24 protein-coding genes are annotated in these 26832 nt (G+C 46.2%); 11 read left to right on the forward strand and 13 right to left on the reverse strand.

What is annotated here, in order from left to right; genetic code table 11:
• Positions 1–8 precede the first annotated feature (8 nt).
• The 3 genes from hslV to ABD031_RS20625 all read left to right on the forward strand — a co-directional run bounded on the left by hslV (position 9) and on the right by ABD031_RS20625 (position 2649).
• Positions 9–551: an ATP-dependent protease subunit HslV gene (gene hslV, locus ABD031_RS20615; RefSeq protein WP_343854745.1), complete on the forward strand. Its 543-nt coding sequence runs from the start codon at positions 9–11 to the stop codon at positions 549–551.
• Positions 552–661: 110 nt separating this feature from the next.
• Positions 662–1327 (forward strand): TetR family transcriptional regulator C-terminal domain-containing protein, encoded by a 666-nt coding sequence (locus tag ABD031_RS20620; RefSeq protein WP_343854747.1) that lies wholly within the window; start codon positions 662–664, stop codon positions 1325–1327.
• 2 nt (positions 1328–1329) lie between these two features.
• Entirely contained in the window at positions 1330–2649 is a 1320-nt protein-coding gene (locus ABD031_RS20625) for an ABC1 kinase family protein (RefSeq protein ID WP_343854748.1), read from the forward strand.
• Between the two features lie 31 nt (positions 2650–2680).
• Here the strand turns inward: ABD031_RS20625 and ABD031_RS20630 are convergent, their stop codons facing one another.
• Entirely contained in the window at positions 2681–3859 is a 1179-nt protein-coding gene (locus tag ABD031_RS20630) for a PQQ-dependent sugar dehydrogenase (RefSeq protein ID WP_343854750.1), read from the reverse strand.
• A 93-nt stretch (positions 3860–3952) separates the two neighbouring features.
• On the opposite strand from ABD031_RS20630, the gene ABD031_RS20635 reads away from it, so the two are divergent.
• Positions 3953–5878 carry an ABC-F family ATP-binding cassette domain-containing protein gene (locus ABD031_RS20635; protein ID WP_343854751.1) on the forward strand — a complete coding sequence of 642 codons (1926 nt, stop codon included), beginning with the start codon at positions 3953–3955 and terminating at the stop codon, positions 5876–5878.
• Positions 5879–5915: 37 nt separating this feature from the next.
• A complete protein-coding gene (locus tag ABD031_RS20640; RefSeq protein WP_343854752.1) occupies positions 5916–7190 on the forward strand; it encodes a type IX secretion system plug protein in 1275 nt (424 codons plus the stop codon).
• A 36-nt stretch (positions 7191–7226) separates the two neighbouring features.
• Here the strand turns inward: ABD031_RS20640 and cas6 are convergent, their stop codons facing one another.
• The 5 genes from cas6 to ABD031_RS20665 form a co-directional block, all read right to left on the reverse strand.
• The gene (gene cas6, locus ABD031_RS20645) at positions 7227–8123 is read right to left on the reverse strand and encodes a CRISPR-associated endoribonuclease Cas6 (RefSeq protein WP_343854753.1); all 897 of its coding nucleotides are present in this window, start codon (positions 8121–8123) and stop codon (positions 7227–7229) included.
• A gap of 98 nt (positions 8124–8221) precedes the next feature.
• Positions 8222–9319 (reverse strand): redox-regulated ATPase YchF, encoded by a 1098-nt coding sequence (gene ychF / locus ABD031_RS20650; protein ID WP_343854756.1) that lies wholly within the window; start codon positions 9317–9319, stop codon positions 8222–8224.
• Positions 9319–10413 carry an AI-2E family transporter gene (locus ABD031_RS20655; RefSeq protein WP_343854757.1) on the reverse strand — a complete coding sequence of 365 codons (1095 nt, stop codon included), beginning with the start codon at positions 10411–10413 and terminating at the stop codon, positions 9319–9321. Before ABD031_RS20655 ends, ychF begins: the two co-directional genes overlap by 1 nt.
• 82 nt (positions 10414–10495) lie before the next feature.
• Positions 10496–10825 carry a DUF3276 family protein gene (locus ABD031_RS20660; protein WP_343854759.1) on the reverse strand — a complete coding sequence of 110 codons (330 nt, stop codon included), beginning with the start codon at positions 10823–10825 and terminating at the stop codon, positions 10496–10498.
• Between the two features lie 181 nt (positions 10826–11006).
• On the reverse strand, positions 11007–11354 hold the full coding sequence (locus ABD031_RS20665; RefSeq protein ID WP_343854760.1) for a 4Fe-4S dicluster domain-containing protein: 348 nt from the start codon (positions 11352–11354) through the stop codon (positions 11007–11009).
• Between the two features lie 117 nt (positions 11355–11471).
• Here ABD031_RS20665 and ABD031_RS20670 point away from each other — a divergent pair, with 117 nt between their 5' ends.
• Positions 11472–12500: an acyl-CoA reductase gene (locus ABD031_RS20670; protein WP_343854761.1), complete on the forward strand. Its 1029-nt coding sequence runs from the start codon at positions 11472–11474 to the stop codon at positions 12498–12500.
• Here ABD031_RS20670 and ABD031_RS20675 read toward each other — a convergent pair.
• The gene (locus ABD031_RS20675; RefSeq protein WP_343854764.1) at positions 12497–14272 is read right to left on the reverse strand and encodes a sensor histidine kinase; all 1776 of its coding nucleotides are present in this window, start codon (positions 14270–14272) and stop codon (positions 12497–12499) included. The two genes, ABD031_RS20670 and ABD031_RS20675, sit on opposite strands and share 4 nt — an antisense overlap.
• Before the next feature lie 326 nt (positions 14273–14598).
• On the opposite strand from ABD031_RS20675, the gene ABD031_RS20680 reads away from it, so the two are divergent.
• Together ABD031_RS20680 and ABD031_RS20685 are read left to right on the forward strand one after the other, a co-directional pair.
• Entirely contained in the window at positions 14599–14853 is a 255-nt protein-coding gene (locus tag ABD031_RS20680; RefSeq protein ID WP_343854766.1) for a hypothetical protein, read from the forward strand.
• A gap of 479 nt (positions 14854–15332) precedes the next feature.
• On the forward strand, positions 15333–16193 hold the full coding sequence (locus tag ABD031_RS20685; RefSeq protein ID WP_343854767.1) for a nitrogen regulation protein NR(II): 861 nt from the start codon (positions 15333–15335) through the stop codon (positions 16191–16193).
• 11 nt (positions 16194–16204) lie between these two features.
• On the opposite strand, the gene ABD031_RS20690 is transcribed toward ABD031_RS20685, so the two are convergent.
• The 4 genes from ABD031_RS20690 to recQ are packed head-to-tail and all read right to left on the reverse strand — an operon-like array spanning position 16205 to position 21718.
• Entirely contained in the window at positions 16205–16660 is a 456-nt protein-coding gene (locus ABD031_RS20690) for a gliding motility lipoprotein GldH (protein ID WP_343854768.1), read from the reverse strand.
• Positions 16653–18194: a PSP1 domain-containing protein gene (locus tag ABD031_RS20695; RefSeq protein WP_425542811.1), complete on the reverse strand. Its 1542-nt coding sequence runs from the start codon at positions 18192–18194 to the stop codon at positions 16653–16655. The genes ABD031_RS20690 and ABD031_RS20695 overlap by 8 nt, the downstream gene beginning before the upstream one ends.
• A 41-nt stretch (positions 18195–18235) precedes the next feature.
• Positions 18236–19525, reverse strand: coding sequence for a phosphoribosylamine--glycine ligase (gene purD, locus ABD031_RS20700; RefSeq protein WP_343854769.1), 1290 nt, complete (start codon positions 19523–19525; stop codon positions 18236–18238).
• A gap of 15 nt (positions 19526–19540) precedes the next feature.
• Positions 19541–21718, reverse strand: a complete 2178-nt coding sequence (gene recQ, locus ABD031_RS20705; protein ID WP_343854770.1) for a DNA helicase RecQ — start codon at positions 21716–21718, stop codon at positions 19541–19543.
• 97 nt (positions 21719–21815) lie between these two features.
• Between recQ and ABD031_RS20710 the strand changes: the two genes are divergently transcribed.
• Together ABD031_RS20710 and ABD031_RS20715 are read left to right on the forward strand one after the other, a co-directional pair.
• On the forward strand, positions 21816–22784 hold the full coding sequence (locus ABD031_RS20710) for a KpsF/GutQ family sugar-phosphate isomerase (protein ID WP_343854771.1): 969 nt from the start codon (positions 21816–21818) through the stop codon (positions 22782–22784).
• Between the two features lie 5 nt (positions 22785–22789).
• On the forward strand, positions 22790–23866 hold the full coding sequence (locus tag ABD031_RS20715; protein WP_343854772.1) for a mannose-1-phosphate guanylyltransferase: 1077 nt from the start codon (positions 22790–22792) through the stop codon (positions 23864–23866).
• A gap of 60 nt (positions 23867–23926) precedes the next feature.
• Here ABD031_RS20715 and rlmB read toward each other — a convergent pair whose 3' ends face one another.
• Together rlmB and ABD031_RS20725 are read right to left on the reverse strand one after the other, a co-directional pair.
• A complete protein-coding gene (gene rlmB, locus ABD031_RS20720) occupies positions 23927–24703 on the reverse strand; it encodes a 23S rRNA (guanosine(2251)-2'-O)-methyltransferase RlmB (protein WP_343854773.1) in 777 nt (258 codons plus the stop codon).
• The gene (locus tag ABD031_RS20725) at positions 24676–25911 is read right to left on the reverse strand and encodes a GWxTD domain-containing protein (protein ID WP_343854774.1); all 1236 of its coding nucleotides are present in this window, start codon (positions 25909–25911) and stop codon (positions 24676–24678) included. Before ABD031_RS20725 ends, rlmB begins: the two co-directional genes overlap by 28 nt.
• 60 nt (positions 25912–25971) lie before the next feature.
• Here ABD031_RS20725 and ABD031_RS20730 point away from each other — a divergent pair, with 60 nt between their 5' ends.
• The gene (locus ABD031_RS20730) at positions 25972–26748 is read left to right on the forward strand and encodes a class I SAM-dependent methyltransferase (protein ID WP_343854775.1); all 777 of its coding nucleotides are present in this window, start codon (positions 25972–25974) and stop codon (positions 26746–26748) included.
• Positions 26749–26832: the final 84 nt, after the last annotated feature.

Raw genomic sequence — 26832 nt, forward strand, 5'->3', positions numbered from 1 at the left:
CTTTTATTATGGAAAAAATAAAATCAACCACCGTCGTTGCCATTCGTCACAATGGTCAGGTAGTCATCGGAGCAGACGGGCAGGCGACGCTTGGAAATACAGTTGCCAAGAGCACAGTCAAAAAACTCAGAGTGCTTCAGGGTGGGAAAATTGTAACCGGCTTTGCCGGATCTACCGCAGACGCCTTTACCCTCCTCGAAAAATTCGAAGAGAAACTCGGCGCTTTTGGCAACAACATGAAACGCGCGGCTGTCGAGCTGGCCAAGGAATGGCGAACCGATCGGATGCTGAGCAAGCTGGAGGCGATGATGATCGTCGCAGACAAGGAAGATATCCTGATCATCTCTGGAAACGGTGATGTGATCGAGCCGGATATGGAGATTGCCACGATTGGTTCTGGAAGCATGTTTGCCCAATCAGCGGCCCGGGCGATGAAGAAATTTGCACCGCAGCTTTCAGCGGAAGAAATGGTCCGGGAAAGCCTCCACATCGCAGCCGACGTCTGCATCTACACCAACCACAATCTGGTGATTGAGCAGGTGAAAAACTAAAGTAGCATACGCTCCTTCTTAAAAGCCGGAATCACTCTTCGGCTTTTTTTCATTTAAAATAAACCTGAAGGCGGGATTGGGAGTTATCTAATCGTAACTGAATCAATCCTATGGAAGCAACTACTGTAAAGAAGACTACGAAGAAGGACTACCGAAAACTGATTTTGGACGGCTTTAAGAATCATGTGTTGGAGCATGGTTCGGAACCGGCCTCGGTTTTCAAATTTGCCAAAGACTTAAAGATGAAGGAGGAGGAGTTTTACACCTACTTCACTTCGTTTGAATCTATCAAATCTGCGATTTGGGTTTCGATCTATGAATCCACCCTCGAACAGATGGAAGCGCAGGAGGTTTTTAAGGAATACAGCGTGAGAGAAAAGTTTCTCAGCTTCCTTTTCACTTGGATCGAAGAATTAAAAAAAAGCAGATCCTATCTGCTCAGCCTCTATCAGGATAAAGCAAAGTCGTTTAGGTCCCTGCCTTTCGACACCAAGGAGTTTAAAGCAAGGTTTAAGGATTTTGCCGGAGAGTTGATCTTAGAGGGAAAAGAGACTCAGGAAGTTGCCAGCCGACCGGTAGTCACGGAGCGCTACGACGAAGCACTTTGGCTTCAGGTTGCTTTTGTCTTCAGATATTGGTTGGATGACCAAAGTCCGAGATTTGAAAAGACCGATGCAGCAATCGAAAAGTCCGTCAATTTGGCGTTTGACTTGATGGGGAAAAGCGCGCTCGATTCTTTTTTAGACTTTGCCAAATTTCTTTATCAAACTAAATAACCATGGCCAGCGATCTAAAAGAACAGGAATCGATTCCGGTTTCCAAAGTACAGCGAGCTGCCAAATTCATCTCAACGGGTGCTAAGGTCGGTGGGAACTATGTGAAGCATTACGCCAAGAAGATGGTCAATCCATCGATGGATAAAGAGGAGCTTCATTCCAACAACGCAACAGATATCTATAAATCATTGAGCGAGCTCAAAGGATCTGCCTTGAAAGTGGCGCAGATGATGTCCATGGACAAAAACCTACTTCCTAGGGCCTACCAGGATAAGTTTACGATGGCGCAGTATTCAGCGCCGCCTTTGTCGTATCCTTTGGTGGTGAAGACCTTTCAAAAATATTTTGGTAAATCTCCGGAAGGCGTTTTTGAAACCTTTACCAGATCAGCGGTCAATGCGGCATCCATCGGTCAGGTGCATCAGGCGACCAAAGACGGAAAGACTTTCGCAGTGAAAATCCAGTATCCCGGCGTGGCGGATTCTGTGAGTTCTGATCTAAAACTGGTTCGGCCTTTTGCCCTTCGACTCCTCAATATGAATGAAAAGGAACTGGATCATTACATGGAAGAGGTGGAGGAGCGTTTGTTGGAAGAGACTGATTACCTCCTCGAAGTACAGCGCTCCCGTGAGATTTCTGAAGCTTGTGCGCATATTCCCAACCTCAAATTCCCGGCTTACTTCGAAGAGTTTAGCTCAGATCGGGTGATTACCATGGACTGGATTTCAGGAAAACACATCAAGGAATGGATGGAAACAATTCCTAGTCAGCAAGCCAAAAATCAGGTGGGGCAGGCGCTTTGGGATTTTTATCACCATCAGGTTCACAATCTGAAGCAGGTTCATGCCGATCCTCATCCGGGGAATTTCATCATTGAAAAGGACGATACCTTGGGGATTATTGATTTTGGATGTGTTAAAGTCATTCCGGAGGATTTTTATCAAGGCTATTTTCCTTTGATGAAAAAAGGTATGGTTCTGAAGGAAGAGGAGCTGCATCAAACCTTCTATGCGCTTGATTTTATTTCGGATAAAGATTCGGAGGAAGAGAAAGTATACTTCAAAGGAGTGTTTAAGGAGATGATTTCCTTACTGGGGAAGCCGTTTCATGTGGATCGGTTTGATTTTGCCGATGATTCGTATTTTGAGCAGATTTTTCAGTTGGGCGATCGCATCTCCAATGACAAGATGTTTAAAAAGTCCCGACAGGCGAGGGGATCACGCCATGGGCTATATATCAATCGGACCTACTTCGGACTCTACAATTTGCTCAATCAGCTTCAGGCTGAGGTGGATACCACTAAACCGCAATGGTTAAAATAAAAATGGGAGGCGATTGCCTCCCTTTGTGCTTTTACTTCGAATAGGTCACCCTGTAAATGCAATTGGCCATGTCATCTGATATTAGCAGACTCCCGTCGGGCAATTCTTGCACGTCAACTGGCCTTCCCCATACATCCTGACTGGCATCGTCCAGCCAACCGGTGGCGAATTTTTCCTGACCGGTTACTTTTCCAGAAGCGTCTATTTTTGCCATCACGACTTCATAGCCCACTTTTTTGCTTCGGTTCCAACTGCCGTGTTTTGCGATGATCGCATTGTTTTTAAAGGACTCGGGGAACATGCTGCCAACGTAAAATCTCATTCCCAAAGGCGCATTGTGCGGGCCGAGTTTCGCCGCAGGTGCTACATAATCTGAGGCATCTTTTCCTTTGGAACCGAACTCAGGATCCTTGACAGTTCCTGCATGCCAATAAGGATAGCCAAAGTGTTGTCCTGCGGATGTTACGTGATTTAGTTCGCAATCCGGCGTGTCGTCGCCGAGCATGTCGCGACCATTGTCGGTAAACCACAATTCTTTGGTGACCGGATGCCAGTCAAAGCCAACGGAATTTCGGACTCCGTGCGCATAGATTTCAGGTTTTGTTCCCGGCTTGCTGACGTCCAGTCTGGTTATGCTGGCAAATACGGGGTTTTCGCTTTCGCAGATATTACACGGAGCACCGACGGGCACGTAGAGCATTCCGTCCGGGCCGAAAGCGATGAATTTCCACCCGTGGTGACGCTCTTCTGGATAGCCGTCAAAAACGACTTCGAACTTCGGATTGGCCAAGTTGTTTTCGATGTCTTTGAATCGAATGATTCGGCTGACTTCAGCCACATACAGATTGCCGTCTTTGATTGCCACCCCATTGGGCATATTGAGTTCTTCGGCGAGGATGAATTTCGAGTCTGCTTTGCCGTCTGCATTTTCATCAACCAACGCGTAAACAGAGCCTTCTTGGCGGCTCCCCACGAAAACAACTCCATTGTCTGAGATGGCCATTGACCGGGCATTTGGGACATCTGCCGCCCAAACGTCGATCTTGAATCCGGGCTGAAGTTTGATCTGGTCTAAGTTGACATCGGCTTTTGCGTCTCGAATGTCCAGTTTATTGTTGCCATCTGTGGCCGAAATTTTTCCCTGGCAATTTGCATTCAGACAAAGGATGCCTATACAAAGACTCAGGAGAATTGGTTTTACGAGATTCATGGGTTGTTTCATTTTTACTCAAATAAGCTAATCAAATAGAGATTGTTTTCCGAGCAGAGGCGGTATAAACGCGGCTTTGGTTATTTTTGCGCCATGCTTTCGATTAACAATCTCTCTTACTTCATCGGCGGTCGCCCGCTTTACGAAAATGCCAACCTCCACATCAAGCCAAAAGACAAGATTGGGCTTGTAGGTCAAAATGGAACCGGAAAATCCACTTTGCTCAAGATCATCCACGGAGACTACCAGGCGACGACAGGTGAAGTTCAAAAAGCAAAAGACTGTACCATCGGATTTTTGAATCAGGATTTGCTTTCCTATCAATCTGACGAGAGTATCTTGAACGTGGCTCTCGCGGCATTCAAAGAGACGTTGGCACTGCAAGATGAGATAGATAAAGTACTGAAGTTGATGGAAACTGACTATTCGGACGAAATCATCAACAAGCTCGCATTTCTACAGGATCGCTTCGAAAGCAATGAAGGCTACACGATCAAGGCGAAAGCTGAAGAAGTGTTGGAGGGAATCGGTTTTCAGACCAAGGATTTAAGCAAACCTCTCCGGCAGTTTTCGGGAGGATGGAGGATGCGGGTGATGCTCGCGAAGCTTCTTTTGGAGAAACCATCCCTGCTTATGCTGGATGAACCTACCAACCACTTGGATTTGCCCTCCATTCAGTGGGTGGAAAACTACCTCAAAAATTACGAGGGTGCAGTGGTCGTTGTTTCCCACGATCAGACCTTTTTGGATAATTGCATTAGCACGACCGTCGAAGTGGCCAATCAGACGCTTACTTCCTATCCGGGCAACTACTCCTTCTATAAGGAAGAGAAAAAAATCCGAATGGAACTCCAGAATAACGCCTATGAGAATCAGCAGCAGATGATCAAGCAAACTGAAAAATTTATTGAGCGCTTCCGGGCCAAAGCGACCAAATCCAATCAGGTTCAATCGAGAATTAAAGCTCTTGATAGATTGGACAGAGTCAATGAAGTAGTCAACGACGAAGCGTTTGTAAACTTCAAGTTTAAATTTTCGCAGAAGTCGGGACGCGATGTTGTGGTCTTGGATCACGTGTCCAAATCCTATGGAGATCTGGTGATCTTGAAGAATACGACTGCGCGGATCGAACGAGGAGATAAGATCGCCTTAATCGGTGCGAATGGAAAAGGGAAGTCAACTTTGCTTCGCATCATCGCCGGCCCCGAGCAGACCAGCGGAACTAGAACGGAAGGACACAATGTGATCAAAGCATTTTTTGCGCAGCACCAGCTGGAAGCGCTGACTTTAGACAACGAGATCATGCAGGAAATGTCCCAAGCTGGAAGTAAAAAGTCCGAGATGGAGCTTCGTGGTGTTTTGGGATGCTTTCTTTTCTCCAATGAAGAAGTCTTCAAAAAGATCAAAGTGCTCTCCGGAGGTGAAAAATCCCGGGTTGCGTTGGCAAAAACGCTGATCTCTGAGGCGAATTTTCTCCTGCTGGATGAACCGACAAACCACTTGGATTTTCAGTCGGTCAATATCCTGATTCAGGCTTTGCAACAGTACGAAGGGACATTTATTACTGTCTCTCACGACCGTCATTTTATCAAGGGTGTCGCGAATAAGATTTGGTACATCGAAGATCACGAGATCAAGGAGTATCCGGGAACTTACGATGAATATGAATTCTGGCGAAGCCAACAGATCGAAGTAAAAGCAGCTCCTGCAGCAGAGAAAGTAGAGAAAAAACCTCAGCCAGTTGTGCAGAAAAACACTCCTGAGGCGCAGCAGGCGAAGCGGGATCTGAAGAAGCTTGAAGAGCAACTTCAGAAAATCGAAAAGGAGATTGAATCTCTTGATCTGCTAAAGACAGAAACAGAAGTGAAAATGGCCGATCCTGAGATGTATGAAGATGAAGCGAAAGCTCAAAAGGTGCAGGAAGGCTATCAACGAATCCAGAAAAGCCTGGACGATGCCAATGCCCATTGGGAGCAACTCGTCGATCAGATCTCATCACTGCAGGAATTGGCCGGCTAATTGGAGGGAATTGGACTAAATTCTTTACTTTGAACCCATGTCCAAAAAGCTCTCTTTTCTTCTTTTTCTTCTGATTTTGTGCGGTGCAGATACACTGTTTTCTCAGGAATTAGAGGATAAAGTCTACTCAGAACACATCCAATCGGTAAGGCTATTTCCTATGGGATTGCAGCAGGAAAGCCAACTGGATGCTCCTGTGATAGCCATCACTGATTCCAGACCTTTGGTGTTACTCTTTGATGACATCGCCTACGACCCGGAGCAATACTCGGTCAAGCTTATCCATTGCGATGCAAACTGGAAGAAGTCTGCACTGCGAGATAACGATTTTTCCGTGTCGTTTAACGAATACAATATTCAGGAGTATAGCTATTCAATCGATACCCGTATCCCATATATACACTATACTTTTCCTGTACCTAGAGTTACCAAATCCGGAAACTATGTCTTGAAAGTCTATCGTAACCGAAATGAAAACGAGGTGATTCTGACCCGACGATTCATGGTGTATGAGGAGCTGTTTACGGTAGGTGCGGCTATAGTTCCTCCGACTGAGACCGAAGACCGCCGAGCACTTCAGCAGATCAACGTGGTGGTAAATTACTCCAAAATCGATCTCTCAGATCCCACAACACAGGTGAAGGTGCTACTCCGACAGAATCAACGCTGGGATAACGCCAAGCTCTTGGTGAAGCCGACCTTCCTCAATCAGAATTCGAAAAGTATCCGCTATGAACCCTTCGATGGATCGAGTACGTTTCGTGCCGGAAATGAATTTCGGTTTGTCGACCTCAGGTTCATACGGGCAACCGGCGTAAATGTCGCCGAAGTAATCGTGGAGGAGACAGTCATCCTTGCCAACGCCCTCGCGGAAAAACCCAGACCCGGCGGAGTGTATTCTCAGTATCTTGATCTGAATGGGCAGTACATGGTGTATACCAATGATCGGCCAGGAGGCAATCCAGAAGTCGAAAGTGAATACATGTACACAACCTTCTATCTGGAAGCTGATCCGGGACGGAATATCCTAATGCTGGGAGCCTTGACAGCATGGGGGAATAGGCCTGAGGCTAAGATGACCTATGATCCGAAGACAGGTCACTATAGTACATCGCTTCTACTGAAGCAAGGCTGGTACGATTACCAGTATGGTTTCGCGACTGCAGACGGATATGATTCAGACCCCATCGAGGGAAGCTTTTTTGAAACTGAAAATGAATACGAGGTATTGGTCTACTATCGGGCTTTGGGCTCTCGATATGATCAGCTGGTCGGATACGTGTATTTACATCCTAACAGGAGAAGGCTATAAAAGGAAAAATCCTCTCGATTTGAGAGGATTTTGATCTTATTGTTCTTCCTGTGGTGGTTGCTCGTTTTCGCCTTCTTCGTTGGTTGGTGCGACATTCTGTCTTACCCGCTCAGTCGGCTTGTAGGGAACAAACCCCTCACGTTTAAACTTGTACGTCGTGGTTCGAGTGCCAGAGGCATGATTTGCCAAATCGAGCATTCCAAATCCTTTGTGGGTGAACGCACCAAGACCGCATTTGAACACGAAATCCTGTACTTCCGGAGCAGCATAGAGAGTGAATGGCAAGGTATAGCCTCTCACCTCGTACTTCACGTCCATGTCATACACTGCGTAGATTCTGGCGAATTTCTTCTGTTGATCCTTCAGTTTGTTGACATAGACCATGTCAGGAACGACTTGGAACTTGAAGAAAGATTCCATCTGCTCGGGCGTGTACCACCCCGATTTTTCCATCCGGGTTAGGGTAGATTCATAGAGCAAATCAGAAAACTCATCGCTGTCTGGATTGATGAATCGTTTGCCCGCTTCCTCGTTGAAAGCAGGAGTGATCAGTACAAGCGGGGAGATACACACGAACTTGTTGTTGGTCTCCAGCGTAGGCTCGGACTCCAATTCAGTGTATTCCGGAGACAGGATCAGGTTGCCGAGTTCGATCTTTGGCGTAGCAAAAACCTGCTCGAGCAAATAATCCATGAAGTCCTCGCTCTGTGAAGAAAGGACAAGCGTCACCAAGCTGGAATAATAATGCAAACCACTTCTACTTACTTTTGTCTGACCTTTTAGGCCCGAAAAATTAAAATAGTTGTAGTTGAAGAATTCTTCTCTTCCCCCTTTTACAATTAACCCCTTGAGGAATTGCGCCAGGATGTACTGATGATGAAAAGGCAAATAGGAGCCTTTGTTTTTAAGTGAAAATATAAGTCTAACTCTCACGGTGATTTAAAAATAAAATGAGACAAATGGTGAATAAAATACTTACGTGTTGGGGTGTATAAGCAAGGGTCAAAAGTACAAATAAAATTCAAAAAATGTCAAACGTTGAATCTAAAATGCATGATGTCACCGTCCTGTACTGTATATTCTTTACCTTCAATTGCAATTTTCCCATTTTCACGGCAACCTGCTTCTGTTTTGAATTGGGTATAATCCTTGAGTTTGATTACCTCTGCTTTGATAAAGCCTCTTTCAAAATCGGTGTGGATTACACCAGCTGCCTGCGGTGCTTTCCATCCTCTTTTGATCGTCCAAGCACGAACTTCTTGAACTCCAGCCGTAAAATAAGTAATTAAATCGAGTAAAGTATAAGCGCCGGAAATCAATCTGTTCATGCCGCTTTCTTCCAGGCCATACTCAGACAAAAACATCGCAATCTCGTCTCCATCTTCAAACTCAGCGATCTGGGATTCCAATGCGGCGCAAAGTAAGATTACTTCCGCATTTTCTTCCTTCACTTTGTCTTTCAGCTGGTCGACGAACTTGTTTCCAGTCAGGATGCTGGCTTCGTCCACATTGGCTACGTACAATACCGGTTTGATCGTCAACAGGTGCAGATCTCTTACCGCTTCCAGTTCTTCTTTGTCAACTTCGATCGCACGGGCATTCAGTCCTGACACCAGTCCTTGCTTGAATCGGTTGAGAATCTCGAGTTCCACCCTGGCTTTGGCATCGCCAGCTTTGGCAATCTTCTCAGTTCGTTGAATCTTCTTTTCCACTGATTCCAGATCCTTCAACTGAAGCTCGGTATCGATCACTTCCTTGTCAAAGACCGGGTCAACACCACCGGCTACGTGCACAATGTTGTCATCCTCAAAGCATCGAATGACATGGATGATGGCATTTACTTCCCGGATGTTTGCCAGGAATTTGTTTCCCAGACCTTCTCCCTTGGAAGCACCCTTCACTAATCCCGCAATATCCACAAACTCGATGATCGTCGGCACCACCCGCTGCGGATTGACTAAGCCTTCCAAGACCTGAAGTCTTTTGTCGGGAACGGAAACTACCCCTACGTTGGGTTCGATGGTACAGAAGGGAAAGTTAGCTGCTTCAGCTTTAGCGCTGGAAAGCGCATTAAACAAGGTAGACTTTCCCACATTAGGAAGTCCAACAATGCCACATTGTAATGCCATTAATTCGTTGCTTTAATTTTAAAGATTCTATAGGCCTTGTACCCTTCGTAGAACTCCATCACGGAGACTCTGAAGATGGTATAAACCGGAATCGCGAAGATCATCCCCACAATGCCGGCTATTTTTGCCCCGGCAAAGATAATAACAAATATCTCAAGGGGATGCGCCTTCACGGACTTGGAGAAAATCATTGGCTGAAGTATCACATTGTCAGTGAGTTGAACGACCGCAAAAATAGACATTATCTTGATGAGAAAGTAGGTGTACTCGGCGTCGCTGGCAAAGGTTCCGGTAGAGATACCTACGATGATGCCAAATGCTGCACCCAAGATCGGTCCGGCGTAGGGAATGAGATTGGCAACTGCCGCAAACAAAGCAATAGTAAGCGCATAGTCGACTCCTGCAAAGGTCAGGCCCAAGCTAGCTATCGAAAAGATAAATAGCATCTGGATCAAAAGTCCAAAGAGGTAGTTGGAAAGTAACTTTTCAACTTTGGTAAATGTGGCTACTGATAGCTCAAAATAGGCATTGGGAATGAGATTTAGGAGATTTCTTCGGAGTAGCCCATTTTCCAAAAGGAGAAAAAAAGTAATAAAGCCAACCGCCATCGTTCCAATCAGCAAACTGCTGGTCACATCGACCAGACCGCTGATAAACCCACCAAAGTCGAAGGTTTTGATAAAAGAAATGACTGAACTCTTCACTTCTTCGAAAAGAGAACCTGGCTTGTTTTCCAACAGCTGATAGCGAAAAAGTACCCGCTCGATACGTTCAATAGGTTCCTGAACCTGAAGGTAGATTCCCTCCAAATCCATCTCTGATAGGATGATCAGTTGATTGTTTATCAGGGGCAAAAACAGCAAACTCAAGAGAAAAAGCAACAAAATGATGGACGCATACGAGATAAGGATTGCCATCCACCTCGGGATGTGCTGCTTGACCAGATGAAAGTCGTTTAATCGATTGGTCAGCGGTCGGAGGAGTGCCGCAATGATCAACGACAGGATCATGTAGAGCGTGATATTGGAGAAATACCAACCAAACAATAGAAATACTCCGATGAAAAGAACGAGGTAAATAAAAAACCGCTGCATAAAACAAAATAAGAGGAGACACCTGCCTCCTCAAATATACTTTAATCAATTGCGGATAAGCAACTGCTTACCTTGGAGGATTTTACTCCCACTTCAGTTCGTCGTTGACTTCGTTTTCTGTATCCTCTTGTTCAAACTGTGCGAAATCAACCTCAGGCATCAAATCGTTCTTAACGTGATCCACCGCTTCATTCAGGGCGTTTGCAAATTTGAAGAAGTCTTCTTTGTAGAGGAATATTTTATGCTTCTCGTAGGTGAAGCTGTCGCCGTTCACTCTTCGTTTACTTTCCGTGATGGTGATATAGAAGTCATTGGCACGGGTTGACTTGACGTCAAAAAAATAGGTTCGTTTTCCTGCTTTTACTTTTTTGGAGAAAATTTCTTCTCTGTCATATCCTCTATTATCTTCCACAGCACTTCTGAATTTAGGTTTGGGGTTGTATTTATCAGCGACCTAAGATAAAACAAAAAGCTAAATAGAAATCACAGTTCCCAGCTACTTTTTTTAGAAACTTGCTAATGAACAGAAGCAAAGAGATTAAAATCAGCAACGAACGGAAGGTGTTAAATAAAAAAAGTGGCCTGCGCCACTCTTATTCTCCGTGCATGAATGCCTTCTTGGCAAGCAGTTCGTCTTCAGTTTCTGGATGATCCGGATCGTCGACACAGCAGTCGACAGGACACACGGCAGCACATTGAGGCTCTTCATGAAATCCGTTGCATTCGGTGCATTTTGCCGTCACGATGTAGTAAAACTCATCTGACACAGGCTCTTGCTTTTCGGTGGCCGATACGACAGAGCCATCTTCTAGGGTCACTTCATTCAATTTGGTGCCACCGGCCCAAGTCCATTCGACACCACCTTCGTAAATCGCTGTATTTGGACATTCAGGTTCGCATGCACCGCAATTGATGCATTCGTCTGTGATCATTATTGCCATGGTTCAATCTATTTGAAGGTCAAAAGTACAATCTGATAAGCTCCAAGGCAATAAAAAGTTGTCATACTAATTAATTTAATTTTATTCTAAGCTAGCCCGTTTTGGTACCTTTGCGGCATGACAGCAAGATTATCGCCTCAGGACAGGATTACAGTTTTTATTCAGCTGGGCAAACTGATAGGGAATCTCGACCCTGCGGAGAAAGAGGAAGTTTTTCGTAGAGCACACAATCAGAATAGCTGGTTTACTTCAGTCTCTATGGAGTCCGCACTAGTCGGCCTTGTAGAGCTCTTGGAACCCAATAATTTATTTAAGTGGTTGGAAATCTATGATTTACAAAAAGTTTTCCCGCCAAGGAGAGTTGGAATTCTTATGGCTGGAAATATTCCCGGGGTGGGCTTTCATGACCTGATGTGTGTGCTGATTTCCGGTAATATTGCCGTTGCGAAGCTGAGTTCATCGGATGCATTTTTTATCAGATGGCTCATCGATAAAATTATCCAGCTGGAACCGGCTTTTGAAGAACTGATCCAAATCGAGGAAATGTTGAAAGGGATGGATGCCTACATCGCGACAGGAAGTGATAACTCTGCTAGGTATTTTAACTATTATTTCGGCAAGTACCCAAGCATCATTCGGGCCAATCGAACGTCAGTTGCAGTGTTGAATGGGGGGGAATCTGATGCCCAGCTTGAGCAGCTTGGCCTGGATATTTTTCTCTATTTTGGCTTGGGCTGCAGAAATGTATCCAAGGTTTTTTTGAAAAATACAGCCCAACTTCAGCAGCTTTTGCGGGTTTTGGATGGGTTTGATTGGGTCGCCCAAAACCACAAATACCTCAACAACTATGAGTACAATAAGTCCATCTACCTGGTCAATCGCGATCCCCACCTGGACAACGGTTTTTTAATCCTCAAAGAAAGCAGCGAGTTGGTTTCTCCGATAGCGGTGCTATTTTATGAAATCTATGATGATGAGGAAGGTCTTAAATCGAAGCTGCATGCCTTGGCTTCCAAGATCCAAGTGACCGTGGGTGATCCGAAGGTTGTACCCGGTTCGATTGGATTTGGTAAGGCTCAGTATCCCAAGCCTTGGGATTATGCTGACCGGGTGGACACGATGAAATTTCTGCTGGAATTGAATTAAGAGATCAGCACGGTTTGTTTTGCCTTCGGGATGGTGACGCAGAATCGCGTTCCTTCGCCCAAGGCAGATTCGATTGTCAGCGTTCCTCCGCTTTTCATAATGTATTCCCTTACAAGTAATAATCCCAAACCGGTTCCGCTTTCGTTGGATTGGCCTCTGGTGGTAAACGAGATTCCTGCATTGAGTTTCTGTAGGTTTTCTTCAGAGATGCCGATTCCGAAATCCTGGACACAAAGCTTAAGCCTTTTTTCCAACTCCTCGCACGTTATCAACACTTTGGAATGGGGACTGGAAAATTTGATGGCGTTGGAGATCAGGTTTCTTATGATCAGCTCCAGCATGTTTTTGTCTGCATTGGCTCGAAGGTTTTCAAATCCCTGTAGTTCCAATGAGATAGACTTTTTCAGCGCGATCCGATCAAGTAGGTTTTTTTGGCTATTGATCAGTTTGTTTAGATCCAAGTCTTGGGGCTGAACATGCTCTCCCCGAAGCTGTGAACTGGTCCACGCCAGTAGATTTTCCAAAAGTATGGCTACGTGTTCCATGTTTTTGGAGATTTCGGGCAGCATTTCCAAAAACTCCTGCTCGGTAACAATTCCATTTTCGGTTAGGTGAATCAGCTCCTTGACCCCAAAAACGGGCCCTTTGAGGTCATGCGAGATGATGCTGAAAAACTTGTCTTTCAGGTCGTTTAACTGCTGGAGTTCTAAAGTTTGTTTCTTGAGTTGCTCGTTTGTTCTGACCTGGGTGGTGATGTTTTCAAAAAGCAACAGAACTCCTGTGGTGATTACATTGGCTTCTGATATAGGGACCGCCTCTACCTTTACCTCCCAGACATCCCCTTCAATTTCTAACTGGCAGTGCAGGAATTCGTGTTCCTGTTTCTGGAGCAGTTCCAGGATTTCGGGTTTTGATGCAAAGATTTGTTTGGCTGAGGATGCGATTTTGAGGTCGTTGGAATCTTTCCAGAAATTTCTCGCAGCCGAGTTGAAGTCGACGATTTTGCCCCGATGATCGAAGATAATCGCTCCTCGAGTCATGACCTCCAAGATTTTTTCTCTAGCTATCGGCTTTAGATTAAATAGGTTGAACCGCAGGATTGCTGCCGAGATCAATATATAAGTCAGCAAAAAAGCATATGGGGTCATATCCAGCCCATCAAAGGGCTGAAACCAGGAAATTTGGTAGATAATATTGACAGCCAGTGGAAACATGCCACCGAAGATCAACAAGCGTGTCTGCCATTTGAAGTGGGAGTTTGCATATTGGAATCTCTTCCACAATAGAAACGTGCCCAAGAGATAGAAAAAGTAGCAATAAATAACCAACACCGGGTACCAGACGCCCTTTTCGATGCCGAGGACAGGGAATGGGCCACTGGTGATAAGCCAATTGCTTCTGTAATGCAGGTGATGGGACGCATTGGTCAATACAATCAGATAGGTGACAATAGGCAAAATAAAGATGCTGGGATAAATCCAGGCTTTTCTTTTTGTGTCAATTCCAGTGTATTTCAGCGAAAATACCAGCCAACCCGCAGGCGCCAACGTCAGTCCTATATACTCGAACCTACCCCAGAACAGCATGTCTTCGACGGTCTGTACGGTCAGCTCTACTCCGTAAAAAAGTCCCCAAATAGAAATAGACAGCATGGTAAATGCGATCCACCTCACCGAGTCGTCCAATCTCAGGCCGATATATAGGGAAAGGCCCCCAACCAATAGACTTGATAGGATCAGGGTCAGTGCGTATGGATTCAATATAAATTCCATTAAACTAAAATCTGGAGACAGCTATTTTTCGGGTTTCGAAGCGTTTATGGGTCAATAATAAACGAATAAATTAAATTTAAAAATACGTTATTAATCCATTTTGTAAAAATCCTTCCATGATATGTTTCGGAGATATTGATCCTCAGTCATTTGTCAAGACGCCGATCGACCAAAACAAATGCTGAGGAACACTGATTTTTTTGACAGGTTTGCCTATGTAGAGTTCACTATTCACTGTGATTTTTTTCCTGGAAGTAAAAAATACCCAATACAGGGTATTTTTATGACGTATTCTAACCTTATTTTTGATCAAATTTCAGTGCGCTATGATAATTCAGACTTCTATATGTGATTTTTTGATAGAAGAGAACGAGGGCAAGTGGGGCAGCGTATTCATCTATTCAGAGGTGTTAGAGGAGATTCAGCGACTTTTTGGTTCGTCAGAGGTCGAGTTGACTACACGCGACGAGTGGAAATACAGAGTGTCGATCTGCAAGCAGGATTTGGCAAATGCCCTGATTTTGATGGTTAAAGAAGTTAATTACCCTAGTTTTTCGCAAGTGAGATTGCATCCAGCCTAGAATTGGACGGGCGACTCACTCAGGTTTTCAAAAACCTTGGTTATTTCCTAAACCGCTTTTAAGGCAGTTTTTGGATTGAAAAGCATTTTTTATTTTAAGACCTCCATTTTAATGGTGGTTGTGGAATAGTGTGTTGATTTTCACTGAAAATTGCGACTAGTTTTAGACAGTACCATTTTTTTTACATTAAAATTTTTTGTGAAATTTGGAAATTCACCCTGTGATTCCCGTCTAGCGTTTTGATTAGTACTAAATCTCTTGAGAATCTGATTCCGGGTTTCTTGATGGAGTCCGATCTTTTCCACCTTGTTATACTTAGTGTTGAGGGTAAGGTATTAAAGCACAACCGGTGTTTTGCTGAGCTCAATCCAAAGGTGACAGGCACCGATTTTTGTGATTTTTTGACTACTGCGTCCACAGCGGATTTCATTTATTCACTAGAGTCGGTGTTAAGCGCTCCTAAATTGACGCAGCATTTGATGCTCAACCATCCGGCATCGGACGGCGAAAAACAAGCCAGAGTTTGGTGGGGATTCTCTGTCGTGACTGATCTGGAAATGGATCTGTCCGGGGTAATTGGGTTCGGAGTAGAATTGCAGCATTTGGAGCAGAAGCTGCCTTGGACCAATCTGATAAATGTCTTGGGGTTCGGAGAGATTATCTTGGATAGAAAGTTTAAAGTGACCGCCATACCTGAGGGATATCAGTTGTGTTTGGTACCGAGGAAAACACCCGCTCAAGTTCAAGAGAGTAGGGCATTAATTCCCGAAAACGTATTTTCTGCTTTACCGGGAGCAGTATTCGTTTTGGACAAAGCAGGGAAGCTGTGCCAGCAAAATGAGGCGGCGAAGACCTTGGGGCGTATCTGGAAGGGACGAGCCTACTCCGAAGGGTTTTCCCTGACTTTTCCCACTCAACCCAATCGCTTTTCAAAACTCTTAAGGGCGATTGAAGATGCAAAAAAGGGATTGGGAAGTGACTTGGAGCTCAAGCTGTTGAAGCCCAGTCGGGTATTTGAGTATTGGAGTGCGTCCGTTAGGCCCTTGCCAGAGGGCGCTGGATCCTCATCGGGTATTTTGATTCAGGTCTTTGATGTGAGCGAGGTCAAATCGCAGGTTTTCAAGACTAGCCGCGAAAATGAGCGTCTGAGAGATTTGGCATTAAGCCCCTCTCATATTTTAAGAGGGCCACTTTCATCCATAATTGGCCTACTGGATTTGATCGACGCCAAGCAGTTGGACGAAGAAAATCAGAACTTGTTCGGTTACCTCAAGCCGTTGACAAAAGAGTTAGATCGCACGATTCGACAACACGCAAAAAAAATGAGCACCTTCGAATGAGGCACTCATTTTTATTTTAGGATTTTAAGTCCGACGGCATCCAAGCCCGGTAGATGCTCTTGCCTCATGTATTGAATAAACCGCACTTCGCTCGTTTGCTCAGAAAGCTCAAAGGGAAGGGTATCGTATCTTGTGAAGGTGTTACCAAATCCGCTGCCCATCGGCTGTCCCGACTTAGAATTGAAGAGGGGGACATTGATCAATACATTGTCCAAAACCATGCCTGTGGTATCGCTGCTGATCACCCGGATATAGCAATTGGAAAAGGGGTACTCTTCGCTGTATTTAATGCCGATGAGTTTCTGTCCGGTCTTTTCAGTCATTTCATTCAACATAAAAACTGCGGTGTCTTTCTCATGCCATGAATGGGAATCAAAGGCATAGAATTCCTCGAATACCCGATCTCCCGAACAGGAAAAACTCAGAGCCAAGAAAAGGATCCCTATCAAACCCCTCCATTTAGTCATTTCCGCCGTTGTTTGGCCCCTGGTTTCTCCTAGGGGGAAATCTTCGTTTATTGTCAGTCTTGTTCTCGTTAGGCTGGCTTGCTTTAGTTTCAGATTTAGGGGCAGCGGGCTGGTTTGTCTTTCGTTCCGGCTTTGACGCAGCAGGTTGGTTTTCAGGTTTGGGCCCAGATTTTTGATTTTGCGCTGGTCTAGGACGATTCCTGCTTTTGTTTCTGCGTTTTTTGGCATCGTTGCCCTCTCTCGCTTCCGGTCTTGCCGGAACCTGATCATCCCGAGTTTTTGGAGGAGTATTGGCCGGGGGCTGGTTCTGTCTGTTTTGAGGACGTTGGCCTTGAGGTCGAGGTCCTTGGGATCTTGGAGAAGCAGACTTTGGCTGCTGGGCAGCTGATCTGGGAGTCGCATCTGATGCCTGTGAATCGCCCGATGGCCGATTCCTTGGTTTTTTCTTCTTTTTGTTTTTGGCAAACTTTTTATCCAAAAGCTCAAGTTCTCTCGTAGACTGTGCGGCCAGATCTTCAAGGTCAGTTGATTTGTCCACTTGCAAATTGAATACCTTGATCCCTTGCTCGTTCAGGGTTTGGATCTCCCGCACTCGCTCGCAAGTGATGCTGTGCCAGTCGTTATCGTGATTGTAGCTGAACCACATCAGCTTACGAAAGATGTCCGTCTTCTGAAGTTTTGCTGGCCCCGACTCGGTCTGGAGCGGTTTTTCGACCTGGGGGATGTCCTTAATGGCATCCATGTAGGTGTCTAGCTCATAGTTGAGACAGCACTTCAGGCGTCCGCATTGTCCGCTGAGTTTGCCTGGATTCAGAGAGAGATTTTGATATCTGGCCGCCGAGGTGGTCACGTTTTTGAAATCTACCAGCCAAGTAGAGCAACACAGCTCACGTCCGCAGACACCGATGCCACCTAGTCTTCCTGCTTCTTGACGAAGCGATATTTGGCGCATTTCTACACGAATCTTAAACTCCCCAGCCAGGGCCTTGATGAGCTCACGGAAGTCGACCCGATCTTCGGCAGAGTAATAGAATGTTGCTTTCGAGTTGTCGGATTGGTATTCGACGTCAGACATTTTCATCTGAAGGCGATATTCATCTACGATTTGCTTGCAGCGGTAGAGTGTTGGGATTTCCCGGTTTCGGGCTTCTTCCCACTTCTCCATGTCTTTTTGAGTCGCTACGCGATAGATTCGGGTAATGTTGTCATCGTCTCGAACCTTACGCTTTTGCATTTGCAGGCGAACCAATTCCCCCTGAAGGGATACATACCCGATGTGATGCCCGTTTGGGACATCAACCACGACAGGGTCACCAGTGTGGAGGGTTAAGTAGTCGACATTTCGGAAATATTCTTTCCTACCCCCTTTGAATTTTACTTCTACGATGTCAAAATTGTCGACCTGAGGAATTCCCATGTGGGAGAGCCAGTCGAAGGAGTTCATTTTATTGCAATCGCTCGTGCCGCAGCTGCCGTTGCTTTGGCAGCCTCCGGTACCTCCTGAGGAGGTGGAGCAGGTAGTACATCCAGCCATAATATATATGCAGGGCTTTCGCCTCGTTTAGTCTGTTGGGTTTAGTTCGTCAAATTCAGGATATCCTGACCGATATCCCGGCGGTAGTAAGCTTTGTTCCAGCTTATTTTTTCAACCGTTGCAAAAGCATTGTCTACTGCGTCCTGCAGCTCTTTGCCAAATCCTGTCACTGCGATCACTCGGCCTCCTTGATTGACAATCTCACCGGCGGAGTTCTGCACAGTCCCGGCGTGAAAAATTACGCTGTTTTCTGCCGAGGAAGGCAACGAAATCGGAAAGCCTTTGTCATAGGATCCGGGATATCCACCGCTGACCATGACTACAGTGGTGGCATATTCCGGGGAAATCTTCAGCTGATATTCGGCAAGTGTGCCCGTGGCGATACCATTGAGAAGGCCGAGGAAGTCACTTTGAATCCGAGGTAGCACGGCCTCAGTTTCAGGATCGCCCATTCGGACGTTGTATTCGATCACGGAGGGATCACCGTCCTTATTCATCAAGCCGATGAAGAGGAATCCTTTGTAGTCGATATTGTCTTTTTCCAATCCGGCAATGGTTGGCTTTACGATTCGCTCTTCGACCTTTTGAATGAATGCATGGTCTGCGAAAACTACAGGACTCACAGCGCCCATTCCACCGGTATTAAGTCCCGTGTCACCTTCTCCGATACGTTTATAATCTTTTGCCTCCGGCAAAATCTTGTAGCTTTTGCCGTCTGTCGCCACAAAGATCGACAGTTCTATTCCCGAGAGAAATTCTTCTACGACAACCTTGGAAGACGCATCCCCAAATTTGGCGTCAAGTAGCATTTCCTTCAGGGAGGTTTTGGCATCAGTTAAGGTTTCACAGATCAAGACGCCTTTCCCGGCAGCCAGTCCATCGGCCTTGAGTACAATGGGGAGATTTTGTCTTTCCAAATAAGCCAAACCTGCCTCGATCTGATCTGCCGAGAAGGTCTCATAGGCAGCAGTGGGCACTCCATGCCGCTGCATGAATCGCTTCGAAAAATCCTTGCTGCCTTCCAATGTCGCACCCAATTGCGAAGGGCCGACGATAGGAAGGGAGGAAGTGTCTGGCTGAGATTGGAGAAAGTCCACGAGACCTTTGACGAGTGGCTCTTCCGGCCCGACTACGACCAAATCAATAGCTTGATCCAGAATGAATTGGTGGATGCCTTTGAAATCAATAATAGAAAGAGGGACGTTTTGAGCGATTTCGGCGGTGCCGGCATTCCCGGGCGCGACATAAAGCCGCGAGCATTCCGGGCTTTGTAGGATCTTCCAAGCAAAGGCATGCTCTCTGCCTCCGCTACCCAATAAGAGTATATTCATTGACTCGTTTCGTTTTTAATTGGCATGTTCGGAGATGAACTTGATCCGGTAGACCCTGAGTTCATCTTCTGCAAAGTCCTCGTCGCCGAGTTCTTCCAGTGCCGACTTGATGTGATCGGTTTCCGCATTCATAAAGTAATCATGGAGGGTGTCTTCCCGCTCGTCATCCATGATGTGCTGAATGTAGTAGTCGATATTTAGTTTAGTTCCACTATAGATGATCTGCTCAATTTCCTGAAGCAGTTCATTCAATGGTATGTTGAGGTTTTCGGCAATCTCATCCAGGTCGATCTTGCGGTCAATCTGCTGGATAATCGAAATTTTCACCTTGGATCGCGCTCCTGCGGTTTTTACAACTACCTCAGTTGCAGTTTCGATTTCATTTTCCTCCACATAGGCAGTGATCAGCTTCAGGAACGGTGCCCCAAATTTGACAACTTTTCCCATTCCTACACCAATTATTTGTGCAAGTTCTTCCCTTGTGGTAGGGTATACGGTTGCCATTTCTTCCAGTGAGGGATCCTGGAAGATAATATACGGAGGAAGGTTTTTGGTCTTGGCTACGCGCTTTCGCTCAGACTTGAGTAATTCAAAGAGTTTCTCGTCATAGGCGGGGCCTGTGCTGATCTGGAGCTCTACTGTTTCGGATTCGGAGAGTTTTTCGAAGTCGTGATCCTTGAACAAAGCCACAGAATAAGGCGCATCCTTGAAATCAGTCCCTTTCGGAGTTAGCCTAAGGATGCCGTAGTTTTCGATGTCCTTTTCGAGCAGGGCAGTGATCATCGCCTGGCGAATCACAGAGGTCCAATGCTTGGCAGATTCGTTTTTGCCTTTGCCGAAGACCGGCAGAAGGTCATGCTTGTAACTCTGCACGTAGTCGTCCATCTCTCCGAGGATGACCTTGACCAGGTGCTCCAGACTGAATCGCTCACCGGTTTCTTTGACTGCTTCCAGGGTAACCAAGAGGTCATCCATTCCCTCAAACGTCTCTCGTTCCCGCTTGCAGTTATCACAAAATCCACAATCCTCATTGAGGGTTTCTCCGAAATAGTTCAGGATAAATTTCCGTCGGCAAACTCCGGTTTCGGAATATGCCGCCATCTCTTGGAGGAGAATCTTCGCGTTTTCCCGCTCGGTGACCGGCTTGTCTTTGTTGAATTTTTCGAGCTTAACAATGTCTTCGTAGCGGTAGAACATCAGGCAATGGCCTTCCAATCCATCTCGTCCGGCACGTCCGGTTTCCTGATAGTATCCTTCGATGGATTTTGGGACATCGTAGTGGATCACATACCGCACGTCGGGTTTGTCGATGCCCATGCCAAAGGCGATCGTCGCCACGATGACATCCAGTTCTTCATTCAGGAAGTCATCTTGGGTTTTGATGCGCACGGCAGAGTCCAATCCGGCGTGATAGGGAGCAGCATTGATTTGGTTGACCCGCAATAGGCCGGCAATCTCCTCTACCTTTTTTCTACTGAGGCAATAGATGATTCCAGACTTGCCTTTGTGCTGCTTGATGAACTTGATCAGAGAGGTCTTGGATTCATTTTTCACCTTAGGACGAACCTCATAAAACAGGTTCGTTCGGTTGAATGAAGACTTGAATAAATCGGCCTCCTCCATCTGAAGGTTGCGTTGGATATCTTGCTGCACCTTGGGAGTGGCAGTAGCTGTCAACGCTATGATAGGTAAATTGGGAGCTATCTGGGCGACAATGGTCTTGATTTTTCGGTACTCTGGACGGAAGTCATGTCCCCATTCGGAGATACAGTGTGCTTCGTCGATTGCCACAAAACTCAGCAGGGCGGACTTAAGGAAGATGATGTTTTCTTCTTTGGTAAGCGATTCCGGTGCTACGTATAGGAGTTTGGTTCGCTTTGCCAATACCTCATTTTTCACCCGGGTTGCTTCGGACTTCGTGAGTGTGGAATTGAGGAAATGAGCATTGACGCCTACCGCATTCAGCTGGTCGACTTGATTTTTCATCAGGGCAATCAGCGGGGATATGACAATGGCTGTCCCCTCTGTGACTACGGCTGGGAGTTGGTAGCAGAGCGACTTGCCCGCGCCGGTCGGCATGATCACAAAGGTATTTCGACGGTTGAGCAGGTTATCTACGATGCGTTCTTGGTTTCCGCGGAACTGGCTGAAACCGAAGATTTTCTTAAGATCTGCTTTGACTTTTTCCTCCACGAGAAGAAGCGGCTTAGTAGGTGATAAATGCCTGAAATCAGGAATGAACGATTAGATTTATACCTTTGTCCAAAATTAGTGATTAACACAGGTAAAATTGAATTTAGCTAAAAATATTAGAAATACAGCCACGCGTGTTTTGCAAAATGAGGCAAACGCTATCTTAAATCTAATCGATTGCATAGACGGCGATTTTGAGGCCTGTGTGGAAAAAATTCTTGACTCCACCGGAAGGGTTGTCATCACAGGTGTAGGCAAGAGCGCCATCGTCGCCAATAAGATTGTTGCCACCTTGAATTCCACCGGTACTCCCGCACTTTTCATGCATGCTGCTGATGCGATTCACGGGGATCTGGGGATGATTCAGGCGGATGATGTGGTCGTATGTATATCAAAATCAGGCAATACTCCGGAGATCAAAGTGCTGGTTCCCTTGCTGAAAAAACTGGGATCGGTCTTGGTTGCTCTGGTGTCCAATACCAAGTCATACTTGGCTGAGGAGGCTGATTTTGTACTCAATGCGACCATAGGGGAGGAAGCCTGTCCGCATAATCTTGCACCGACCACAAGTACCACCGCACACATGGCCTTGGGCGATGCGTTGGCGGTTTGTCTCTTGGAGGCGAGAGGCTTTACCTCTGATGACTTTGCCAAGTATCATCCGGGAGGATCGCTTGGAAAGCAGCTATATTTAAAGGTGGGAGACGTGATCTCAAAAGACGTGATTCCGGTGGTCAGTGAGGCTGCCGATCTCCGGGCAGTCATCGTGGAAATCTCTGGAAAACGCCTCGGTGCCACGGCGGTAAATGACGCTGAAGGAAATTTGACGGGGATTATCACAGACGGAGACCTGCGAAGAATGCTGGAGAAAACTCTGGACATTCAGACACTCAAAGCCAAGGATATCATGACCGTGCAGCCGAAAACCATTTCTAAAGATGAATTTGCCATTCGTGCCCTGAATCTGATGCGCAATCATAATATCACTCAATTAGTCGCTTTGGATGAGGGGAAAATCGCAGGTTTTGTCCATATTCATGATTTGATGAAAGAAGGTATAGTTTAACCCTCATGCAACATAGACCCTATATTGTGATTTTGGCTGGAGGAATAGGTTCCAGATTTTGGCCCTATAGCAGAACTAATCGCCCGAAGCAATTTTTGGACATTTTGGGTACCGGACGCACACTTCTCCAAATGACCTATGATAGGTTTTTGGCGATCGCCAAACCTGACCGGTTCTTTGTCGTGACTAATCACGCGTATCTGGAACTGGTCAAAGAGCAGCTGCCGGATCTAAAGCCCGAGCAGATTCTTACCGAGCCACTTCGAAGAAATACCGCGGCATGTGCAGCCTATGCTGCCTATAGAATTCACTCTTTTGATCGCGAAGCGACCTTGATTGTCACTCCGGCAGATCAGTTGATCTTGAAAGAAGATCGGTTCATAGCAACAATCGAGAAAGCTGTGGAGGCTGCGCAGGTGAAGGGAAGACTGGTCACCATGGGAATTAGGCCCAATCGTGCGGACACCGGTTTCGGCTATATCCAATACCTCGAAAGTGAAAATGGCGACTCTGCGTTGAAGGTCAAGACCTTCACCGAAAAACCTAACCTTAAGCTTGCCAAGACATTTCTGGAAAGCGGCGATTTCGCTTGGAACTCGGGGATGTTTGTTTGGAAAGTGGGCAGCCTTTTAGAAGCATTGAGTGAAAATTTACCTGATGTCGCTGAGACTTTTGAAGAAGGTAAAAATCACTTCGGAAAATCCACAGAGCGGGAATTTGTCTTCAAGGCATATTCATTGGTGAAGAATGTCTCACTCGACTTAGGGATCATGGAAAAATCCGACAACGTCTATGTCATCTTAGGGGACTACGGTTGGTCGGATCTTGGATCTTGGCACGGGCTCCATGATTTGCGCGAAAAGGACGAACACAATAATGTCGTGGATGGAAATGTACTGCTTTACGATACCAAAAACAGCTATGTCAAAGTGGATAGTAAGAAGCTGGTTGTCGTGGAAGGTCTCGATCACTACCTGATCAATGAGTCGGAAAATGTGCTGTTGATCTGCAAGCTTGACGGTGAGAAAAAGTTCCGAGACTTTGTGGCAAACGCCAAAAAGAAAGGGGAGGACTTCATCTGAAATCCTCCCGCTAGGCTAGCCTCTCTTGCTACTTGATACTAGGGACTTGCTACTGATCTGCTACTTTTTTCTTTGTCTTATCGCTTCGTAGATCGCCACGCCAGCAGATACTGACACGTTCAAGCTTTCAATATTCCCCGCCATCGGGATTTTGACCCGGTCATCGACAATGCCCATGATTTCCTGAGAAATGCCATCTTCCTCTGAGCCCATCACTAATGCGACGGGAGACGCAAAATCCGCTTCGTACATCACCTTTTCGGTCTTTTCGGTAATAGCTACGAGCGTCAATCCCATTTTTTGCAGATCGCGACAGGCGTAAAATAGATTTCTGACACGTGCGACGGGAAGGAAATTCAAAGCTCCGACGGAGGTTTTGATCGCATCAGAGTTGATCTGTGCGCTACCTTTTTCCGGGATCACGATCGCATCTACTCCGGCGCATTCCGCTGTTCTGGCGATGGCTCCGAAGTTTCTCACGTCAGTGATATGGTCTAGTACCAAGATCAGGGGTGACTTGCCGACTGCAAAGCAGTTGTCGATCACATTGTCCAGAGAGGCATATTCGATGGAGGACATCTGGGCGATGACGCCTTGGTGATTTTTTCGGGTGATCCGGTTCAGCTTTCCGTCTGGCACTCGGACTACAGGGATTTTTACTTCCTTACAGAGTTTGAGCAATTCCTTGATCAGGTCATTGTTCAATTCTTTTTGAACCAATACTTTATCGATGTCTTTGCCTGCATTGATGGATTCCATCACCGCGCGGGTACCGAATATAAAATCTTTGTCAGTGGCTGTCTTTTCGATCAGAAAGCCATCCTTCCGCTTCTCCATTGGGAAATGTTTTTGAACCAAACAGGCTGGTAGGCACGGGAACGGTTCAGGGTGTAGAAATGTGGACTGAGTATGGTCTTAGCCCGGGCAAAGGTAAACCTAATTTTCGAGCTCTCGTCCATGCCTGCGTATGACCAAACTTCCCGGTCGAGATAGAAATTCACTTCCTGTGGCGGGCCCATCACGACATAGACCATTCCCCGGTCGGTCTTCCAACCCTCTTTGAAATCGGTGAACAGAATGTTGGCAAACTCAATCATCCGGAAATAGTTGCGGATAAGCTCCTTGGCGATCTCGGGATTTCGCGTCAGCGATATCCAGTATTCGTCCAACGCCTTTTTTTTGTCCTCAGCCAGGAGCAACGCTTCGTGCTCTTTGCGGGTGGAGATGTAGGTAACCATCTGTACCATTTCTTCCCAGTCTTTAACTTTCGGGAAAGACTCGTGGGCGGTTTTTAACAAAACTCCTGTGGATGCAGTGGTATCTGTTTGGAAAAAATAGTACCCCTCGTCGACAAGCTGCTTTGGTACGTCCGCAAGAAAGTCCCCCATCTTGATGATGTTTAGCTCCTTTGGAATGTCTGCGGGACGCGTCTCCATGGGAGGAAAGGGGACGTCAAAAACCATCGGATAATAGAAGGCCTGGATGGATGGTGTGTTGACCGTTTTGAAAAGCAGCGATTCCTCTTTGTTTAGGTAGGTCTGATCAAAAGGTACTTCGTTGGCGTAGTAAGCTCCAAAATCGGGCTGGTCAAGTACATAGGGACTTTTGAGATCGATATGGTAGACGTACTCATCGCCCTGCCGGGTATCTAAGACGGTTAATACAGCTATGGCTGTATCCTGATCGACGGGGATTTCTACGGTGTTTTCAAAGAGCCAATGCCGTTCGGTATCGGCTTTGAGATCATCCTGAGTAAAGACGACGGTTTGCTCGGGGGTGATTTCCTGATCGTAGGAGCTTAGAATGGAATAGCTGAACGCAAAATTGGAAAAGTCAGGATTTTCCTCAATTTTCTCAATTACATACTGGACCTTGAAATTTACGTTGCCAGTTTTTATTGGGAAAATTTTCAACCCCAAACGAGAGTATAGCGAATAGCGAAGCGCTTGATCGGTGGACGAAAGCGTTTTTTGCGCAAGAGAAATAAAGGGGATGCTAAGGAAGGCGAACAAAAAAAAGAGGTACGGTGTGGTAATTCGATTCATTGGGTCTTCATCTCGGTTTTAAAAATTAGACTTACTTTTGCCAAAATACTAAAATTCCGAATGGCTACCTACACTACGGAAATCGCCTCCGATAAGTTAATCAGCGACAATCCCATCCATCAGCGGCTACTCAAAGCCTACATTGCTGCCAAGCCCTGGATATCAGGGGATTTGCTGGAAGTGGGATGTGGAGAGGGCAGAGGAGTGGAAGAATTGTTGCCGCTGGCAAAAAGCTATGTCGGCCTGGACAAGATCGGTGAGGTCATCTCGATGTTGCAAGCCAAGTTTCCTGGCGTGGATTTTCGTCAGGCGGTGATTCCGCCCTTTGTAGGATTTGCCGACAATTCGGTGGACACGATTGTGAGTTTTCAGGTGATTGAGCACATCGCCAACGACCACCTCTTTCTTAAGGAAATCTACCGAATGCTAAAGCCCGGAGGAAAGGCGATCATATCCACACCCAATATCAACCACACCCTTTCTCGAAACCCCTGGCACGAGCGCGAGTATACGCCGCAGCAGCTGATAGACCTTTCGGCTTCCATTTTTGACAAAGTGGAGGCTAAGGGAGTGGGTGGAAATGAGAAGGTATGGGCCTACCACGAAGCCAACCGCAAGTCGGTGAACAAGATCATGCGTTTCGATGTGCTCGGCTTGCAGCACAAGTTGCCGGCGGCGGTCTTGAGAATGCCCTATGAGATCCTCAACCGACTCAACAGAAACAAACTACACAAACAACAAGGGGACTCCGTTGTAGAGATCACCCACGAGGATTTCCCTTTGGTGGAGAATCCCGTAGATGGATTGGATTTGTTTTATGTGCTTTGGAAAAAGTAATGCGCAGGGGCACAGGGCCAATAAGGCAGAGACCTTGGGGATATTGGGGGTTTATTTACCACTAACCTCTGCCCGTTTACAAGA

The organism is Algoriphagus jejuensis, from assembly GCF_039523455.1.
Classification (GTDB): Bacteria; Bacteroidota; Bacteroidia; order Cytophagales; family Cyclobacteriaceae; genus Algoriphagus; species Algoriphagus jejuensis.

Excerpts from the sequence above, each read along its gene's own strand:
- hslV (WP_343854745.1), top strand. The coding sequence starts at position 9 with ATGGAAAAAATAAAATCAACCACCGTCGTTGCCATTCGTCACAATGGT.
- ABD031_RS20620 (WP_343854747.1), top strand. The coding sequence starts at position 662 with ATGGAAGCAACTACTGTAAAGAAGACTACGAAGAAGGACTACCGAAAA.
- ABD031_RS20625 (WP_343854748.1), top strand. The coding sequence starts at position 1,330 with ATGGCCAGCGATCTAAAAGAACAGGAATCGATTCCGGTTTCCAAAGTA.
- ABD031_RS20630 (WP_343854750.1), bottom strand. The coding sequence starts at position 3,859 with ATGAATCTCGTAAAACCAATTCTCCTGAGTCTTTGTATAGGCATCCTT.
- ABD031_RS20635 (WP_343854751.1), top strand. The coding sequence starts at position 3,953 with ATGCTTTCGATTAACAATCTCTCTTACTTCATCGGCGGTCGCCCGCTT.
- ABD031_RS20640 (WP_343854752.1), top strand. The coding sequence starts at position 5,916 with ATGTCCAAAAAGCTCTCTTTTCTTCTTTTTCTTCTGATTTTGTGCGGT.
- ychF (WP_343854756.1), bottom strand. The coding sequence starts at position 9,319 with ATGGCATTACAATGTGGCATTGTTGGACTTCCTAATGTGGGAAAGTCT.
- ABD031_RS20655 (WP_343854757.1), bottom strand. The coding sequence starts at position 10,413 with ATGCAGCGGTTTTTTATTTACCTCGTTCTTTTCATCGGAGTATTTCTA.
- ABD031_RS20665 (WP_343854760.1), bottom strand. The coding sequence starts at position 11,354 with ATGGCAATAATGATCACAGACGAATGCATCAATTGCGGTGCATGCGAA.
- ABD031_RS20670 (WP_343854761.1), top strand. The coding sequence starts at position 11,472 with ATGACAGCAAGATTATCGCCTCAGGACAGGATTACAGTTTTTATTCAG.
- ABD031_RS20675 (WP_343854764.1), bottom strand. The coding sequence starts at position 14,272 with ATGGAATTTATATTGAATCCATACGCACTGACCCTGATCCTATCAAGT.
- ABD031_RS20680 (WP_343854766.1), top strand. The coding sequence starts at position 14,599 with ATGATAATTCAGACTTCTATATGTGATTTTTTGATAGAAGAGAACGAG.
- ABD031_RS20685 (WP_343854767.1), top strand. The coding sequence starts at position 15,333 with ATGCTCAACCATCCGGCATCGGACGGCGAAAAACAAGCCAGAGTTTGG.
- ABD031_RS20690 (WP_343854768.1), bottom strand. The coding sequence starts at position 16,660 with ATGACTAAATGGAGGGGTTTGATAGGGATCCTTTTCTTGGCTCTGAGT.
- ABD031_RS20695 (WP_425542811.1), bottom strand. The coding sequence starts at position 18,194 with ATGGCTGGATGTACTACCTGCTCCACCTCCTCAGGAGGTACCGGAGGC.
- purD (WP_343854769.1), bottom strand. The coding sequence starts at position 19,525 with ATGAATATACTCTTATTGGGTAGCGGAGGCAGAGAGCATGCCTTTGCT.
- ABD031_RS20715 (WP_343854772.1), top strand. The coding sequence starts at position 22,790 with ATGCAACATAGACCCTATATTGTGATTTTGGCTGGAGGAATAGGTTCC.
- rlmB (WP_343854773.1), bottom strand. The coding sequence starts at position 24,703 with ATGGAGAAGCGGAAGGATGGCTTTCTGATCGAAAAGACAGCCACTGAC.
- ABD031_RS20725 (WP_343854774.1), bottom strand. The coding sequence starts at position 25,911 with ATGAATCGAATTACCACACCGTACCTCTTTTTTTTGTTCGCCTTCCTT.
- ABD031_RS20730 (WP_343854775.1), top strand. The coding sequence starts at position 25,972 with ATGGCTACCTACACTACGGAAATCGCCTCCGATAAGTTAATCAGCGAC.